At 71.6% G+C, this 16,165-nt stretch carries 14 protein-coding genes; 5 read left to right on the forward strand and 9 right to left on the reverse strand.

What is annotated here, in order from left to right; genetic code table 11:
• Positions 1–117 precede the first annotated feature (117 nt).
• The 8 genes from AB0M27_RS31120 to AB0M27_RS31155 form a co-directional block, all read right to left on the reverse strand.
• On the reverse strand, positions 118–1,818 hold the full coding sequence (locus AB0M27_RS31120) for a DUF3492 domain-containing protein (protein WP_365726536.1): 1,701 nt from the start codon (positions 1,816–1,818) through the stop codon (positions 118–120).
• A gap of 196 nt (positions 1,819–2,014) precedes the next feature.
• On the reverse strand, positions 2,015–3,607 hold the full coding sequence (locus tag AB0M27_RS31125) for an ABC transporter ATP-binding protein (protein ID WP_365726539.1): 1,593 nt from the start codon (positions 3,605–3,607) through the stop codon (positions 2,015–2,017).
• Positions 3,604–4,602 carry an ABC transporter permease gene (locus AB0M27_RS31130; protein ID WP_365726541.1) on the reverse strand — a complete coding sequence of 333 codons (999 nt, stop codon included), beginning with the start codon at positions 4,600–4,602 and terminating at the stop codon, positions 3,604–3,606. The genes AB0M27_RS31125 and AB0M27_RS31130 overlap by 4 nt, the downstream gene beginning before the upstream one ends.
• Entirely contained in the window at positions 4,599–5,633 is a 1,035-nt protein-coding gene (locus tag AB0M27_RS31135; RefSeq protein ID WP_365726543.1) for an ABC transporter permease, read from the reverse strand. Before AB0M27_RS31135 ends, AB0M27_RS31130 begins: the two co-directional genes overlap by 4 nt.
• Positions 5,634–5,637: 4 nt before the next feature.
• Positions 5,638–7,356 (reverse strand): ABC transporter substrate-binding protein, encoded by a 1,719-nt coding sequence (locus AB0M27_RS31140; protein ID WP_365726545.1) that lies wholly within the window; start codon positions 7,354–7,356, stop codon positions 5,638–5,640.
• Positions 7,357–7,525: 169 nt separating this feature from the next.
• Positions 7,526–7,621, reverse strand: coding sequence for an Ms4533A family Cys-rich leader peptide (locus AB0M27_RS31145; RefSeq protein ID WP_365726546.1), 96 nt, complete (start codon positions 7,619–7,621; stop codon positions 7,526–7,528).
• 56 nt (positions 7,622–7,677) lie between these two features.
• Positions 7,678–9,012, reverse strand: a complete 1,335-nt coding sequence (locus AB0M27_RS31150; RefSeq protein WP_365726548.1) for a DUF3152 domain-containing protein — start codon at positions 9,010–9,012, stop codon at positions 7,678–7,680.
• A 571-nt stretch (positions 9,013–9,583) separates the two neighbouring features.
• On the reverse strand, positions 9,584–10,567 hold the full coding sequence (locus AB0M27_RS31155) for an alpha/beta hydrolase (protein WP_365726550.1): 984 nt from the start codon (positions 10,565–10,567) through the stop codon (positions 9,584–9,586).
• A 211-nt stretch (positions 10,568–10,778) separates the two neighbouring features.
• Between AB0M27_RS31155 and AB0M27_RS31160 the strand changes: the two genes are divergently transcribed.
• The 4 genes from AB0M27_RS31160 (at position 10,779) to AB0M27_RS31175 (ending at position 12,624) form a co-directional block, all read left to right on the forward strand.
• On the forward strand, positions 10,779–11,003 hold the full coding sequence (locus tag AB0M27_RS31160) for a hypothetical protein (RefSeq protein WP_365726552.1): 225 nt from the start codon (positions 10,779–10,781) through the stop codon (positions 11,001–11,003).
• A 180-nt stretch (positions 11,004–11,183) separates the two neighbouring features.
• Positions 11,184–11,825 carry a TetR/AcrR family transcriptional regulator gene (locus tag AB0M27_RS31165; RefSeq protein ID WP_351799355.1) on the forward strand — a complete coding sequence of 214 codons (642 nt, stop codon included), beginning with the start codon at positions 11,184–11,186 and terminating at the stop codon, positions 11,823–11,825.
• A gap of 134 nt (positions 11,826–11,959) precedes the next feature.
• A complete protein-coding gene (locus AB0M27_RS31170) occupies positions 11,960–12,187 on the forward strand; it encodes a DUF3107 domain-containing protein (RefSeq protein ID WP_323375523.1) in 228 nt (75 codons plus the stop codon).
• A 170-nt stretch (positions 12,188–12,357) separates the two neighbouring features.
• Positions 12,358–12,624, forward strand: a complete 267-nt coding sequence (locus tag AB0M27_RS31175) for a hypothetical protein (RefSeq protein ID WP_365726554.1) — start codon at positions 12,358–12,360, stop codon at positions 12,622–12,624.
• Between the two features lie 145 nt (positions 12,625–12,769).
• Here AB0M27_RS31175 and AB0M27_RS31180 read toward each other — a convergent pair whose 3' ends face one another.
• On the reverse strand, positions 12,770–13,516 hold the full coding sequence (locus AB0M27_RS31180; protein WP_199832851.1) for a ferritin-like fold-containing protein: 747 nt from the start codon (positions 13,514–13,516) through the stop codon (positions 12,770–12,772).
• Between the two features lie 405 nt (positions 13,517–13,921).
• Here AB0M27_RS31180 and AB0M27_RS31185 point away from each other — a divergent pair.
• Positions 13,922–16,165 (forward strand): DEAD/DEAH box helicase (locus AB0M27_RS31185; protein ID WP_365726556.1); only part of this gene is annotated, 2,244 nt, incomplete at its 3' end.

Here is a 16,165-nt window from a genome sequence, read left to right on the forward strand (position 1 = left end):
CCCCCGTGCCCGATGAGCCGAGGTCCCCCGGCGTGCTCCGTTCGGTCAGCTCGTCCCTCACCCCGGTGCCGTCTCCGCCCGTGCGGTCCGCACCCGTGCGGTCGTCCCGTGTGGTCATCACGCCCCCTCCGCGGCGGCCAGTCGTGTCGCGCGTACCGGTGGGGCCGTGGCCCAGTTGGGGGCGGTCCGGGGCAGGACGCGGGCCGTGGTGCCGGTCCAGCGGCCGGGGACGTGGGACTCGGCGGGCGTGGCGAACGGCAGGGGTTCGCCGGCCTCGTCGAGGACGACGCGGCGGACCGGGCAGCGCGAGACGATCTGCAGGTAAATGCCGTGAAATGCCGCGATGTTCTGCTCGACGGTGAACAGTTCGAGCGCGCGGGCGCGCGCGGCGGCGCCGAGGCGCTCACGGCGCTCGGTATCGCGCAGCAGCGCCACGCACGCCTCGGCGAGTGCCCGTGGATTGCGCGGGGGCACGACGAGCCCCGTGCCGCCGATGACCTCCACCACCGCGCCGACGTCGGTGGACACCGTGGCCCGGCCGCAGAACATGGCCTCGATCAGGCCGATCGGGAAGCCCTCGACCACGCTCGACAGCACGACGACCGCGCCGGCCGCGTACACCTCGGGCAGCGTGGGGGCCTCCGGGTCGCCGATCTCCTCGAAGGAGACGGGGTTGTCGCCGACGGCGTGCACACCCTCCGCCTCGTCCGGGAAGAGCTGCGCGGCGAGCGCCCGGCAGTGACCGAGGTAGGCCGCGCCCTCGGGTCCGGAGGGCGCGCCGACGATCCTGAGGCGCGCCTTGGGCTCCTCCTTGCGGACCTCGGCGAAGGCGTGCAGCAGCGAGATCAGGTCCTTGGCGGGTTCGACGCGCCCGACCCAGACCAGAGTGCCGGGATCGGCGCGGTCCGGGGCCTCGCCGACCTCCGCGAAGCGGGTGGCCTCCATGCCCGGGTAGACCGTGCGGATCCGGGCCCGGTCGGCGCCGCACCGTTCCTGCCAGCGACGGGCGTGGGCGTTGCCGGGGGTGAGGACCTCGGCGCGCTGGTAGACCTCGGCGGCGAGCCTGCCGTGAAAGGCGCCGAGCAGCGCGCGTACGGCGGGGGTGGCGGTGTCGGGGCCGAGGGCCAGGTAGTGCGAGCGGAGCTGCACGCCGTACTCGGTGACGAGCAGCGGCACCTCGCAGAAGTGCCGGGCGAGCAGCCCGGGGAGGGCGGCGGGGCCGCCGGCGGCGGCGTGGCAGAGGTCGGCCGCGCCGAGGTCCTCGTCGCCGTACCAGTCGAGGGAGAGCGGGCGCAGGGCGCGTTCGAGGTGTGCGGTGACGGTGAGCAGATCGGGTACGCGCGCCTCGCGCGCCGTGCGCAGCGCGCCGGGGGCGCGGCAAGCACGTTCGAGGGTGCGTACGGCGGCGTCCGAGCGCAGCGCGCCGACCAGTCCGCCCTCCTCGCGGGCGAGTTCGGCGAGTTCGTACAGCGCGCTGCCGAAACGGTCCGCCATGTCGGTGGACCCGCCCCCGGACACCGGGTCGGCTCCGGCGCACGTAGCGGCGACCAGTTCGCCGTAGCACTCGGTGAAGCGCCGGCGCGTGCGCCGTCCGTAGGCGACCCCGTCGTCCTCGGCCGTCCACACCGGCGCCGTACGCACCCGGCTGACCTGCGGTGGGAGCGCGACCCAGCCGTCGTCCTCCTGGTGCCGGCTGCGGCTGAGCGCGTAGATGTCGAACTCGTGCTGGTCGAGCCCGCGCACGAGCCGGTCGCACCAGAGTCCGGCGTCACCGCTCACATACGGGTAGCCACCTTCCGTAAGCAGTCCGATGCGCACGCGTGCACCCCCGATCTCCGTCCGGTGAGCCGCCGTTCGGCGGCTCGCAGCGGGACGAACGTAAGGGGACAAGGCGGTGGCGCGACGGACGGTTGTCCATCGCGCCACCAAAAGGGGTGAACGGCCGTAACTTTCGCGTGCGGGTAGCGTTCGGCCGCGCTAAGGCCTCACAGGGCGATCAACCGTGCACGAAACGTTACGCCACGGCCGGTTCGCCTCGCGCCTCGCGCCGCTGTGCCGCCAACTCCGGGTCGAGCGCCGGTACGGCGGCCAGGAGCTGCCTGGTGTACGGCTCGCGCGGGCTGTCGTACACCTCGTCGGCGGGCCCGTACTCGACGACCCGGCCCTGGCGCATCACCGCGACCCGGTCGCTGACCTGCCGTACGACGGCGAGGTCGTGGGCGATGAAGACCAGCGCGAGGCCGAGTTCCCGCTGGAGTTCGCCGAGCAGTTCGACCACCTGGGCCTGTGTGGTGACGTCGAGCGCGGAGACCGGCTCGTCGCAGACGATGACGCGCGGGTCGGCGGCGAGCGCCCGGGCGATGCCGATGCGCTGGCGCTGGCCGCCGCTGAACTCGTGCGGGTAGCGGTCGTAGTGCGCCCTTTCAAGCCCCACGCGCTCCAGCAGTTCCGTCACGCGTCCCCGGATGCGCTCCTCGTCGTGGTCCCCACGCGCGCGGAGCGGGTCGGCGATGGACTCGCCCACGCTGCGACGCGGGTTGAGGGAGGAGACGGGATCCTGGAAGACCATCTGGACGGCCGGGTTCACGCCGGTGTGCGGGCGCCCCTGGGAGCGGATCGCGCCGGCGGTCGGCTCCAGCAGCCCGACCAGCATCCGGCCGAGCGTGGTCTTGCCGCTGCCGCTCTCGCCGACCACGCCGAGCGTCTCGCCTCGGCGAACGGTCAGCGAGACGTCGTCCACGGCCGCGAACGCCCGCTTGCCTCGCCCGAACTCACGCCGCACCCCGTTGGCCTCCAGCACGACCTCGTCGGAGGCCCGGGAGCCGGTGCGGCGGGTGTCCACACGCGGGACGGCGTCGAGGAGTTGCCGGGTGTACGTCGCGGTGGGCGCCGCGAGGACCGTGCCGACCGGGCCCTGCTCGACGACCCTGCCGTGCCGCATGACGAGGATGTCGTCCACGCTCTCGGCGGCCACGCCCACGTCATGGGTGACGAGCAGCAGGCCCATGCCGGTCTCCTCGCGCAGCGTGTGCAGCAGGTCGAGGATCTGGGCCTGGACGGTGACGTCGAGAGCGGTGGTCGGCTCGTCGGCGATCAGCAGGTCCGGCTCGCAGGCGAGGGCCATGGCGATGAGGGCGCGCTGCCGCATGCCGCCGCTGAACTCGTGCGGGCGCGACCGGGACCGCCGTGCCGCGTCCGGAATTCCCACCCGGTCCAGCACCTCCACGGCACGCGCGCGTGCGGCACGACGCGACACGCGCGTGTGCACGCGGTGGACCTCGGCGATCTGGTCGCCGATCGCGTAGTACGGGTCCAGCGAGGACAGCGGGTCCTGGAAGACCATGGCGGCCTTGGCGCCGCGCAGCCGCCGCAGCTCCTCGTCCGGGGCCGCCTGTACGTCGGTGCCGGCGACGCGGACCGAGCCGGTGACCCGGGCTCCGGTGCCGCGGTGCAGGCCCAGCAGGGCGCCCGCGACCGTGGACTTGCCGGAGCCGGATTCGCCGACCAAGGCCAGCGCGGCACCCTTCGGCAGGCTGAAGGAGAGTCCGTCCACGGCCCGCAGCGCGCCGAACTCGACGGTCAGGTCCGTGACTTCCACCAGGCTCATTGGAGTACCACCCGTCGGTCGGCCACGGCGTACAGGACGTCCGCGACGGCGTTGGCGAGGACCACGAAGAAGCCGATGACCAGGACCATGCCGACGACCACCGGCAGGTCCACGACCTTCACCGCGTGCACCAGCTCCTGGCCGATGCCGGGCAGCCCGAAGAGGGTCTCGGTGAGGACGGCACCGCCGACGGCCGAGCCGACGTTGTTGGCGTTCAGCGCGATCACGGGTGCCAGGGCGCCGCGCAGGGCGTGCCGGCCGACGATGGAGCGCTCCGCGACGCCGTACGCCCGGAAGGTGCGGATGTGGTCCTCGGCGAGGGTCTCCAGCATGGCGGCGCGGGTGAGGCGGGCGAAGGCCGCCGCCTCGATCAGGGCGAGCGAGAGCCAGGGCAGCAGCAGATTCCACGCCCATTGCTCGGGATCGTCCGAGAAGTTCACGTACTGCGGGAAGGGCAGCAGCTGCAGTTCGCCGCAGACGACGATCATCAGCACCAGGCCGATGACGAAGACGGGCGTGGCCGTGCCCGCGAGGGTGATCGCGGTCAGCACGCGCTCGGAGATACGGCCGCGCCGCCATGCGGACAGCACTCCGCTGCCGATGCCGAGGACGAGCCACACCACCATCGCGCCGAGGACCAGTGACAGGCTGACCGGCAGCTTGGTCAGGATGATGTCCAGGACCTGCTGATCGGTCTGGTACGACTGCCCCAGGCAGGGCGCGGCGCAGTGCTCGACCGCGGTGCCCGTGGAGAAGTCCTGGCCGACGAAGAGCCCTTCCAGGAAGTGCCAGTAGCGCAGGTAGAGGGGGTCGCCGAGCTTCAGTTGCTGGGCGACCTGGTGCACCTGTTCCGGTGAGCAGCGCGGGCCGCAGGTGATCTGGGCGACGTTGCCGGGGGTGACGTAGAAGACGACGTAGACGATCAACGAGATGGCGAGCAGGGTGATCACCACGCCGACGGCGCGGCGCAGCAGGAAGCCGCCGAGGCCGCTCATGCGGTCGCCTCCTTGTCGCTCTTGGCGCTTTTGGCGTCCTCGGCGCCCCTGTCGTCCTTGCGGCCGGTGCCGACGCGCAGGCGGGAGGCGGCGCGCGGGTCGAGGGCGGTGCGCACGCCGTCGCCGAGGACGGTGAGGGCCAGGACGGTGATGAACAGGGCGCCGGCCGGCAGCAGCAGGTACTGGGGCGCGGCCTGGTACCAGACGTCAGCGGCGGTCAGCATCTGTCCCCAGGACGGGGTGGGCGGCTTCACGCCGACGCCGAGGAAGGACAGCGCCGCCTCGACGGAGATGTTCGTGGGTACCAGCAGCGCGGCGTACGTGATGACGGGCGCGGCGAGGCCGGGCAGCAGTTCGCGACGGGCGATCCGCCAGGCGCCCCAGCCGCTCAGCCGGGCGGCGGCGACGTAGTCGAGCCCCTTGAGGGAGAGTGTCTGGGCCCGCACGATCTTCGCGATGTTGCCCCAGGCGATCAGGCCGATGACCAGGGTGACCAGCACGGGCCGCGGGAAGCTCGACGGCACGATCGCCAGCAGGGCCAACGACATGATCATCAACGGCATCGAGACGATGATGTCCGTGGCGCGGCTCAACAGCTGATCAACCCATCGGTTGCCGAGCGCGGCGCCCACACCGACCGCCACCCCGATGGCGACCTGCACCACCGTGGCCGCGAGCGCGACGCCCAGCGACACCCGCGCCCCGTACACCAGGCGGGCGAACAGGTCGCGGCCGGTCTGCGGTTCGACGCCCAGCCAGTGGTCGGCGCTGATACCGCCGATGGAGCCGGTGGGCACGCCCCCGCGCGCGGAGTCGATCAGGGACGGGTGGTACGTGGTGGGGTCCTGGCCCTCCAGAGCGGTGAGCAGCGGCGCGGCGAGCGCGACCAGGACGAGCAGCGCGACGACGGCCGCGGCGACCAGGGCGGCGCGCTGCGCGCGCAGCCTCCGCCAGAACTGACGGGCCCCCGAGGCCTCCGGGACGGAAGCGTCCGTCCCGGCGGCCTCGACGGCGACGAGTGCCTCGCTCACGTCGCTACTTCACCGCGACCTGGGAGATGTCCAGCACGCCGGTCCAGTCGCTGATGACGATGTTCTTGACGTCCTTGCCGTACAGGCGCTTGTAGACCGGGTGGAACAGCGGCACGACGAGGGCCTTCTCGCCGATCTTCTCGTCCAGTGCACCCCAGCGCTTGGCGGCGGCGCCGAGGTCGGTCAACTTGTTGATCGCGTCAATCTCGGCATTGACCGACTTGTCGTTGAGCAGGCCCGTGTTGAAGTTCGCGCCGTCCTTGACGATCTGCCGGCCATCGAAGATCGGGGCCAGGAAGGGACCGCCGGAGGGCCAGTCGGCACCCCAGTGCGCGAGGAAGAAGCCGGGCTCGGTCTTCACACCGTGGATCTTGTCCCGGTAGTCGTTGTCCTCCAGGCCCTGCAGCTTGACCGTGATGCCGGCCTTCTTGAGCGCGTCCTGGATGGCGGTGGCGATCTCCGGGCTGGTCTCGAAGTCCTTGGCGTTGGAGTGGGTCAGCGTGATGGTGAGCCCGTTCTTGTAGCCGGCCTGGGCGAGCAGCTCCTTGGCCTTGGCCGGGTTGCCGGACGCACCGGCCGGGAACGGGTCGTACGGCGTGTAGCCAAAGGACTTCTGGTTGGGCAGGAAGGTGGTGGCGGACTCGGCGAGCGCGCTGCCGCCTGCCGCGTTGACCACCGAGGACCGGTCGACGGCGTAGGCGATCGCCTGCCGCACCTTCGGATTGTCGAAGGGCTTCACGGTCGGGTTGAAGGCGATGTAGTTGGTGTAGCCGAAGTGGCCGGTGCCGACGCGCGCGGCCAGTTCCTTGTCGCCGCTGACCTTGGCGAGCTCGGCCGGACCGAGGTTGGTGTCCGTGGTGACCGCGGCCGCGTCCGTACCCTGAGACGCGGACAGCCGCTGGTTGATCACGGACGAGTCGAGCCCGGAACGGACGTCGATCGTGTCCGGGTAGGCCTTGCGCTGGTCGTCGACACCCGCCGACCAGTACTTGTTGCGCGTAAGGACCACGTGCTCGCCGTCGTTCTCGTTCTTGACGACCTTGTACGGGCCGGACGAGATCGGGTGCTCCTCGTACTTGGTGCCGTTGTCCTTGCTCTTGGGCACCGGGGTGAACTGCGTCTGCGTGGCGAGGAACGGGAACTCGCCCTCGGGCTTGTTCAGGTGGAAGACGATGGTCCGCGCGTCCGGCGTCTCGATCGCCGAGAGCCCCTTCTTGTCCTTGTAGGGCCCCTGGTAGTCGGCCGCGCCGACCAGCCAGTCCCTCAGGTAGGGCGCGCCACCGGAGAGTTCGGGGGCGAAGGAGCGCTCGATGCCGTACTTGATGTCGGCCGAGGTGATCGGGGTGCCGTCCTCGTACTTGAGGCCCTCCTTCAGGGTGTACGTCCACACGGTCGCGTCCTTGTTGGGGCGCCCGGTGTCGGTGGCGAGGTCGGGGACGACCTTGGCGCCGGCCGCGCCGTTCTCACGGTTGCGCGTGGTGAGGGTGCGGAAGACCAGCGAAGGGACGTTTCCGCCGCCGGAGGTGTAGAGGCGGGCCGGGTCGAAGTCGGTCTGCGGCTCGGAGTTCAGCACCGTGAGGGTGCCGCCCTTGTGGGGCGTGGAGTCGCCACCGGAGCCCTTGGCATCGTTGTCCTTCGGGCCGCAGGCGGCGGCGCCCGCTGCCACGACCAGGCTGACGGATGCCGCTGCCACGCGGCGCGCTATGACGGACGGTTGACGCATCGGAATGACGACCTCTCGAATGCTGAGACTGATAGACAAGAAGTGAGACGATTACGGGCAAACGTCAGCCCTGGCGTCGGGTCGTCGAAAATCCATGACTCGATCCGTGACTCACGCACGGACGCAATAAGGAGGAAAAGGGTCGCGACGCGAACGCCAGAGGGCGGCGTCAGTGACAGTGGATGTCGGCCACGCAGAGTGCGGTCACGCCGATGAGCGCCAGCTCGATGGCTGCGCTCTCACGGACGGCATGACTAGACCACATGGGCAGAAATATGAACGAACTTGCAGCTCATGTCAATGTGACATAAGCGGCACCTGTCAACTCGCGGGATAGGGCCAAGGGTTGGGCAGGCAGTGGATTCCGTCATGGTCGAGGAACTTGGTCTGCTGCTGCATGACGGGGGCGAGTTCGCCGTCTTTCTGGCACGTCACGTGGCCGTGGCCGAGCCGGTGACCGACCTCGTGATTGATCAACATCTGCCGGTAGGCGTGGATTTTGTCCCCATATGTCTTGCTGCCCTCGGCCCACCTGTATGCATTGATCATCACTCGTTCGGTGGCGGCCGAGTCGCAGGAGACGTTGTCCTCGGCGGTGTCGAGCCCGGACTTGGCGCACCACTTGGCGGTCGTACCGGGGCTGGCCAGCGTGATCACGAAGTCGGGCTTGCCGGAGGAGATCCGCTCGAAGGTACGGGCGCCGTCGTGGGCCCAACTGCGGTCGTCGTTCAAGGTCTTCTGCACGGCCTCGGCGAACAGTTCGCCGTCCAGGCCGAGTCCCTGCTCGATGTCCACACGGTAGGTGTACTTCTGCCCCTTGCCGGGCGCCTTGGCGAAACCGGGCACGGTCTCGAACTTCCCCGAGCCCTTCAGCGTGGCGCTGAGCGGGTACGTCCGGTCCATCTTCTGCTCGTACGACAGCGTGACCGTGCCGGGCGAGGCGGACGGGGCCTCGGCTCCGGGGGTGCGTGCGTCCCGGGCCTGGTCGGTGGCGGAGCTCGACTGTTCGCCGTCGCGGTGCGCCCCGCTCACCTGACCGGCGACGACCACCGCGAGCACGGTGGTGACGGCGGCCGCCGCGATTCCGGTGAAGGCCCGCCCCTTGCCGCCGGAGCGCTGCGCGGGCAGGCCGACGGGGTGCTGCGCGGGCGGGCCGGCCGGGGGTGCGTCGTCGGCGTCCGCCTCCGGCGCCTCGGCCGGGTGTTCTTCGGCGGGGCGAGGCTTCCCCGTGCGGGGCGCGAAGACGTCGATGTCGTCATCGAGGCCGACGCCACCGGCGCGCCCGACGGCGAAGGCGTCGAGGTACTCCTGCCGGGGCCCGGACCCGGCCCCCGGGCCGCCCGGCCGCTGCCGCGGAAGCACGGCACCGGGCCCGGCCGCCCCCGCGAACTCACCCCAACCCCCACCGGCTTCCCGCTGCTCGGGGTGCCCACCACGAGCGGGAGCGCCCTCACGAAGTCGGGGGACACCGTGCGCGGGGGTCCCATCGGGCAGACGGGGCACACCGTGCGCAGGGGTGCCGTCGGGAAGCCTGGGAACGCCGCGCGCGGGCGTCCCGTCGGGAAACCGGGGCACACCGTGCACAGGCGTGCCGTCCGGAAGTCTGAGGAAACCGTGCGCAGGCGCGCCGTCCGGAAGCCCAGGGACACCGCGCACCGGCGTCCCATCGGGCAGGCGGGGCACACCGCGCGCCGGAGTCCCCTCGCCGAACCGCGGCACACCCTGGGCCGGCGTCCCGTCAGGGAACCTCGGGACACCACGCGCAGGCGGGCCGTCCGGAAGCCGAGGGCCACCGCGCACCGGCGTCCCATCGGGCAGGCGGGGCACACCACGCGCAGGCGTGCCGTCCGGAAGTCTGAGGAAACCGTGCGCAGGCGCGCCGTCCGGAAGCCCAGGGACGCCCCGCGCGGGCGTCCCATCGGGCAGGCGGGGCACACCACGCGCCGGAGTCCCCTCCGCGAACGGCGGCACACCATGCACCAGACTCCCCTCCGCGAACCGCGGCTCACCATGCGCAGGCGGGCTGGAGGGGACGAACGTCGGCGGTTCTTGCGGGTCGGGCGGCGGGAACCCGGCACCGGAGCCGGTCTCGCTCGGCGGTGCCTGGCGCTGGCCGGGCAGCAGTGGCTGCACGCCTCGGGTACTGCTCGTCCGCCTGGCGGCGGTTGCGTCCGCGGAGTCGCCCTTGGGAGACGGGCCGCGGCGGCTGTGGCGTCCCACGCCGGCCTCAGCTCCCCGTGCCCGAGTCGGTGCCGGCGTCCCCGGTCTCCGCGAGGAGTTCCCGGAACGCGGTGGCCACCACGTCCGGGTACTCCATCATCGCCACGTGCCCGGCGTCCGGCAGGGACAGCAGGCGCGAGTCGCGGAAGGCGCGGGCGGCCCGGCGGGCCATGCGGAAGCCGACCAGCTGGTCGCGCCCGCCGTAGATCAGCAGGGTCGGCGCGAGCACCCGCTCGGCCTGGCGCCACAGACCGTGCTGTCCGCCGAGCGTGTAGGCGTTGACGATGCCACGCGCGGAACGGGCCATCGCGTCCCAGAAGTACGGCAGCTGCAGCCGCCGCTCCAGTTCCTCCACGGCGTGCTGGAACGCCTCGGGCGACACCTGCCCGGGGTCGCCGTAGCAGAGCGCCAGGACACCGCGCACTCGCTGCTCGGCCGTCCACTCCTTGGTGAGCCGGGTGAACAGGGCGGCGACACCGGGCATGCCGAGCAGTGCGGTCGGCGCCGCGGTGCGCTGGATGCGTAGCTCGGGCAGGGCAGGCGACACGAGCGTGAGTGTACGGACGAGGTCGGGGCGTACGGCCGCCACGCGTGTGGTGACCGCGCCGCCGAGCGAGTTGCCGAACAGATGGACGGGGCCGCGGCCGGCGGCGTCGAGATAGCGGATCACCGCGCGCGCGTGCCCGGTGACGGAGTAGTTCCCGTCGTCCGGGGGCGGGGAGTCGCCGAAGCCCGGCAGGTCGACCGCCTCGCTGTCGACGACGCCGTCCAGCTCGGCCATCAGCGACGACCAGTTCTGCGAGGATCCGCCGAGCCCGTGGATGTACAGCGCGGACGGCAGGCCCTCGCGCGTGGGACGGCGGGACCGGATCGAGAGGGTGACCCCGGGCAGCCCCACGGACCGCAGCCGCTCGCCCTCGCCGACCCGGACGGGCGCCACCCTCGGAAGCACACTGGCGGCCGGCACAGACGGCGACTCGGTCGAAGACATGCGGCAATGTTACGAGGTGATCACGTCCCGGTTCATGTGTTCGGCGTCACAGAGTGACCCACGGGTCACGAGTGAACCGGAACCGAGCCGGTCCGCTGAGAACGGGCGGGACGGCATGGCATCCGGTTGCGCCGTCTCCTAGGCTCGTACAGAGGGCACCCGCATGTGGCCCCTGCTGTTTCCAGGGATGTTCGTAGGAAGGGAGCCCACCATGGCCTATGACCCCACCGAACCCGACACGATCGAGGACCTGGAGGCCGAAACGGCCCCTGAGATCGACGTCGAAGCCAACGAGGTGGACGCCGCCGAGCAGCACGCCGACATCAAGCCGGACCGCGACGACCCCCTGACAGGCGTGGATTCGGACCGCGCGAACGAGGCCGATCTGGTCGAACAGGCGCGAGTGGTCTCGCTCGACGAGGACGACTACCGCTGACCTCGCCGGACTCCCGCGGGCCGCACGAAGAGCCCGCTGCACTTCGCGGGGAGCCCGACTGCAGCTTTCGTCGCCGTCCGGTACGTGAAATTCTGCGCTCGCACCGCGCACACCACGGTTACCGAAAAGTACGATGGCCGCGCGGCTGACACCGCGATATGGACGACTTTGGGAGGCGGCGTGACAGCCATCGAGCAAACTGAGGCGGCCCGCCCGCGTGGCACCCGTCTGCCGCGCCGAGCCCGACGGAACCAGCTGCTGGGCGCCGCCCAGGAGGTTTTCGTCGCGCAGGGGTACCACGCGGCGGCGATGGACGACATCGCCGAGCGGGCCGGCGTGAGCAAGCCCGTGCTCTACCAGCACTTTCCCGGCAAGCTCGACCTCTACCTCGCGCTGCTGGACCAGCACTGCGAGTCGCTGATCCAGTCCGTGCGCAACGCGCTGGCGTCGACGACGGACAACAAGCAGCGCGTCCGGGCGACCATGGACGCCTACTTCGCCTACGTCGAGGACGACGGCGGCGCCTTCCGGCTGGTGTTCGAGTCGGACCTGACGAACGAGCCCGCGGTCCGCGAGCGCGTCGACAAGGTCACCAACGACTGCGCCGAGGCGATCTGCGACGTCATCGCCGAGGACACGGGCCTGTCGCGCGCGGAGTCGATGCTGCTCGCCTCCGGCCTCGGCGGTCTCGCCCAGGTGGTGGCCCGTTCCTGGCTGCACAGCGACCGCAGCGTGCCGCGCGACCAGGCGGTGCAGCTGCTGACCTCGCTGGCCTGGCGGGGCATCGCAGGCTTCCCGCTGCACGGCGCCGAACACCACTGACGGCCGTTTGTTCCCGTGCGCTGTTCGCTGACGGCGTTCCGGTCGGCAGCGTGCGGGTCCTGTCACCGGGCTAATGTGTGCTGGGTACGGCGCGGAAGATCGCGCACATCACTGACCGTCGGAGGGACATAGCCGTGGAGGTCAAGATCGGCGTGCAGTACGCGCCCCGCGAGATCGTTCTGGAGAGCGGTCAGAGCGTCGAGGAGGTCGAGCGCCTGGTGTCCGAGGCGCTGTCCGGCAAGACGCAGCTGCTGACCCTCCAGGACGAGAAGGGCCGCAAGGTCCTGGTGCCGACGGACCGCCTGGCGTACGTGGAGATCGGCGAGCCGACCGTGCGCAAGGTGGGGTTCGGCGCGCTGTAGGCGACGTCATGCACAAGGGCCCGGCGGCCGCGAGCCGCCGGGCCCTTCTGTATGAGCGAGGCACACAGATGGAGCACAACTCCTCCATAGCGGAGGATTGCACTCCGCAGGTCACGGGTATGACGGGCTACGACCGTCAAGGGCAGACGTGCCGTGGGAGGGACCTGGAGATGATCCTGGAAGCGCTTGGATCCGCTGTGCTCGGTCTCGTCCTCGCCTGGGCGGCGTCGTACCGCCTGTCCCACCGCCTGCCGGCCCGCCCGCTGGTGCTCTGCACGGGCGTCGCCGGCGCCCTCTTCGGCGACTTCGTCACGCACACCGCCCTCGGCCCCGGCACCGCCTGGCTGAGCCTGCTGGGCGCCGCGATCATCTCGGCGGCGTCCCTGTCCCTGCTCCTGCGCCCGTCAGCCCGCCTGCGCCGATCAGCGACGGCGTAGCAACCGCGCCTTTCCGGAGGGGCGAGCGGCGACACCCAAGGGGCGCGGGGCTGCGTTTGATGTGCGGCTCCGCCGCGTGGCGCGACAAGCCACGACGCACCCGCAGCCGCGAGCGTCCCCGCACCCCCACGGAGCGCACCGCTTCTCAGGCCGCGAGGCCCAGTGCAGCCATCCGCTTGGTGTGCGCCTCGGTGATCCGCGAGAACATCTTGCCGACCTCGGCGAGATCGAACCCGTCGGCAACCCCGCCCACGAGCATCGTGGACAGCGCGTCCCGGTCGGCGACGACCCGCTGGGACTGCGACAGCGCCTCGCCCATCAGCCGCCGCGCCCACAGCGCCAGCCGGCCCCCGACCCGCGGGTCGGCGTCGATGGCGGCCCGCACCTTCTCCACCGCGAACCCGGCGTGCCCGGTGTCGTCCAGGACGGCGAGGACGAGCTCACGTGTGTCGGAGTCGAGGCGTGCCGCGACCTCCCGGTAGAAGTCGCTCGCGATCGAGTCGCCGACGTACGCCTTGACCAGGCCCTCCAGCCAGTCCGAGGGCGCGGTCTGCTTGTGGAAGCCGTCGAGCGCGGCGACGAACGGGTCCATCGCGGCCGTCGGCTCCTCGCCGATCTCGGTCAGCCGGTCCCGCAGCCGCTCGAAGTGGTGGAACTCGGCCGAGGCCATCTTCGCCAGCTCCGCCTTGTCCGCGAGGGTCGGCGCGAGCTTCGCGTCCTCCGCGAGCCGCTCGAACGCCGCCAGCTCCCCGTACGCGAGCGCGCCGAGCAGATCCACGACGGCGGCGCGGTACTGCGGGTCGGCGGAGGCCTGCGCCCAGTCCTGGGCGGCGACACCGGTGGGTTCGGCGGAGGCAGCGGACGCGTTTTCAGGCTTGTCAGAGCTAGTCATGAGGCGCACAATAGCCCGCTCGCGTGGCATCGGAAGGTCACGGCCGATCAGTGTGACCACCATGACGTGACCAAATCGGCCATCGCATGTGCGCGAATCCGGGGTATGGTGGTAAAGCGCCTACCAGAGTGCGTCGACGGTGGTCGACGTCTTCGAACAGGGCGCAGCATGAGGATGCCCGGTCGGTGGCCCGATCGGCTCCGACCCGACAGCCCTCCCTGGCCGTACGGCGCAGTACGTACGACGACCGGAGGGACACCCTCAGCGGTACGAGCGCTAGAGCGTCGGCAGAGGTCCCGTGTCATACGGCTTGCCTTGAGTGGCTCGCCCGTACGGCAGCCGACGTCCCCGGCACGGTCGCACATGACCCCCGCGCTCGCCTCGCGCCGCGCACACAGAAGAGGCATGACCCTGACTACGACGTTTCGAGACCTCGGGATCCTCCCCGAGACCGCCGAGGCCCTGGAGGCCGTCGGCATCATCACTCCCTTCCCCATCCAGGAGATGACGCTCCCCGTCGCCCTTTCCGGCACGGACGTCATCGGCCAGGCCAAGACCGGCACCGGCAAGACGCTGGGCTTCGGTCTTCCGCTCCTCGAGCGCGTCACCGTCCCCGCCGACGTCGAGGCCGGACGCGCCACCCCCGAATCCCTCACCGACGCCCCGCAGGCGCTCGTCGTCGTCCCCACGCGCGAGCTGTGCACCCAGGTCACCAACGACCTGCTGACCGCGGGCAAGGTCCGTAACGTGCGGGTGCTCGCGATCTACGGCGGCCGGGCCTACGAGCCCCAGGTGGAGGCCCTGAAGAAGGGCGTCGACGTGGTCGTCGGCACCCCGGGCCGGCTGCTCGACCTCGCGGGCCAGAAGAAGCTGAACCTCAAGCACGTCAAGTGCCTGGTCCTCGACGAGGCCGACGAGATGCTCGACCTGGGCTTCCTGCCCGACGTCGAGAAGATCATCGACATGCTGCCGGTCCGGCGCCAGACCATGCTGTTCTCGGCGACCATGCCGGGCGCGGTCATCGGCCTCGCGCGCCGCTACATGTCCCGGCCCACGCACATCCGCGCCACCGCGCCGGACGACGAGGGCGCGACGGTCGCGAACATCAAGCAGTTCGTGTACCGCGGTCACTCCATGGACAAGCCGGAGATGGTCGCCCGCATCCTGCAGGCCGAGGGCCGTGGACTGGCGATGATCTTCTGCCGTACGAAGCGGACGGCGGCGGACATCGCCGAGCAGCTGCAGCGGCGCGGTTTCGCCTCCGGCGCGGTCCACGGCGACCTCGGCCAGGGCGCCCGCGAGCAGGCGCTGCGCGCGTTCCGCAACGGCAAGGTCGACGTCCTGGTCTGCACCGACGTCGCCGCGCGCGGCATCGACGTCGAGGGCGTGACCCATGTCGTGAACTACCAGACGCCCGAGGACGAGAAGACGTATCTGCACCGCGTCGGCCGTACGGGCCGCGCGGGCGCCAAGGGTACGGCGATCACGTTCGTCGACTGGGACGAGATTCCGCGCTGGCAGCTGATCAACAAGGCGCTGGAGCTGGACTTCAACGACCCGGTGGAGACGTACTCCTCGTCCCCGCACCTGTTCTCCGACCTCGGTATCCCGGCGGGCACCAAGGGCGTCCTGCCGCGCTCGGAGCGGACCCGTGCCGGTCTGGACGCGGAGGAGCTGGAGGACCTCGGCGAGACCGGCGGGCGTGGCGCTCGCGGCCGCGGCCGTGGTGGCCGGGGCGAGCGTGACGGCCGTCCCGAGTCCGGCACCGCCGAGCGCGAGCGTACGGACCGTGCGGCGCGCCGTCGCCGCCGCACCCGTAACGGAGCGCCGGTCGACGCCACCACGACCACCGCGGTGCCGGCGTCCGAGTCGGGCGCCCCGGAGGCCGCAGGCGTGGAGGAGTCCAGCGCTCCTCGCACCCTGCGCCGCCGTCGCCGTACGCGCGGCGGGTCGCCGGCCCAGCAGGTGACGGCCACCGAGGCCGCCGTCGAGTCGGTCGACACGGCGGAGGGCCCGGCCCAGCTGGAGACCCCGGAGGCCCCGGAGAACTCGCGCCGCCGCCGCACCCGCAAGTCGGCGGAGCCGGCCGCGACCGAGACGGCCGCCGCCCCCGAGGCCGCGCCTGTCGCCACCGAGCCGCAGGCGGAGGCCGCGCCCGTGGAGGCTGCGGAGGCGAAGCCGCGCCGCCGTACGCGCAAGACGGCCGAGCCCGCCGCCGAGACGGCCGTCGCCACGGCCGAGGGCACGGAATCCAAGCCGCGCCGCACCCGGAAGACGGCAGCCGCCGTCACCGAGGCAGCACCGACCGAGGCCGCACCGGCGGACACGGAGGCGGAGCCCAAGCCGCGCCGCACCCGCAAGAAGGCTGCGGCCACCGCTGAGGCGACCGAGGCCCCGAAGGCCGAGGCCGCCATGGACACGGCCGAAGGCACGGAATCCAAGCCGCGCCGCACCCGGAAGAAGGCCGCCGCCGCGCCGGAGACGACCGAGGCACCCGAGGCCGAGGCCAAGCCGCGCCGCACCCGCAAGACGGCCGCCGCCGCACCGGAAACCACCGAGGCACCCGAGGCCGAGGCCAAGCCGCGTCGCACCCGCAAGACGGCCGCCGCCGCACCGGAAACCACCGAGGCACCCGAGGCCGAGGCCAAG

This window comes from Streptomyces sp. NPDC052107, assembly GCF_040680215.1.
GTDB lineage: Bacteria > Actinomycetota > Actinomycetes > Streptomycetales > Streptomycetaceae > Streptomyces.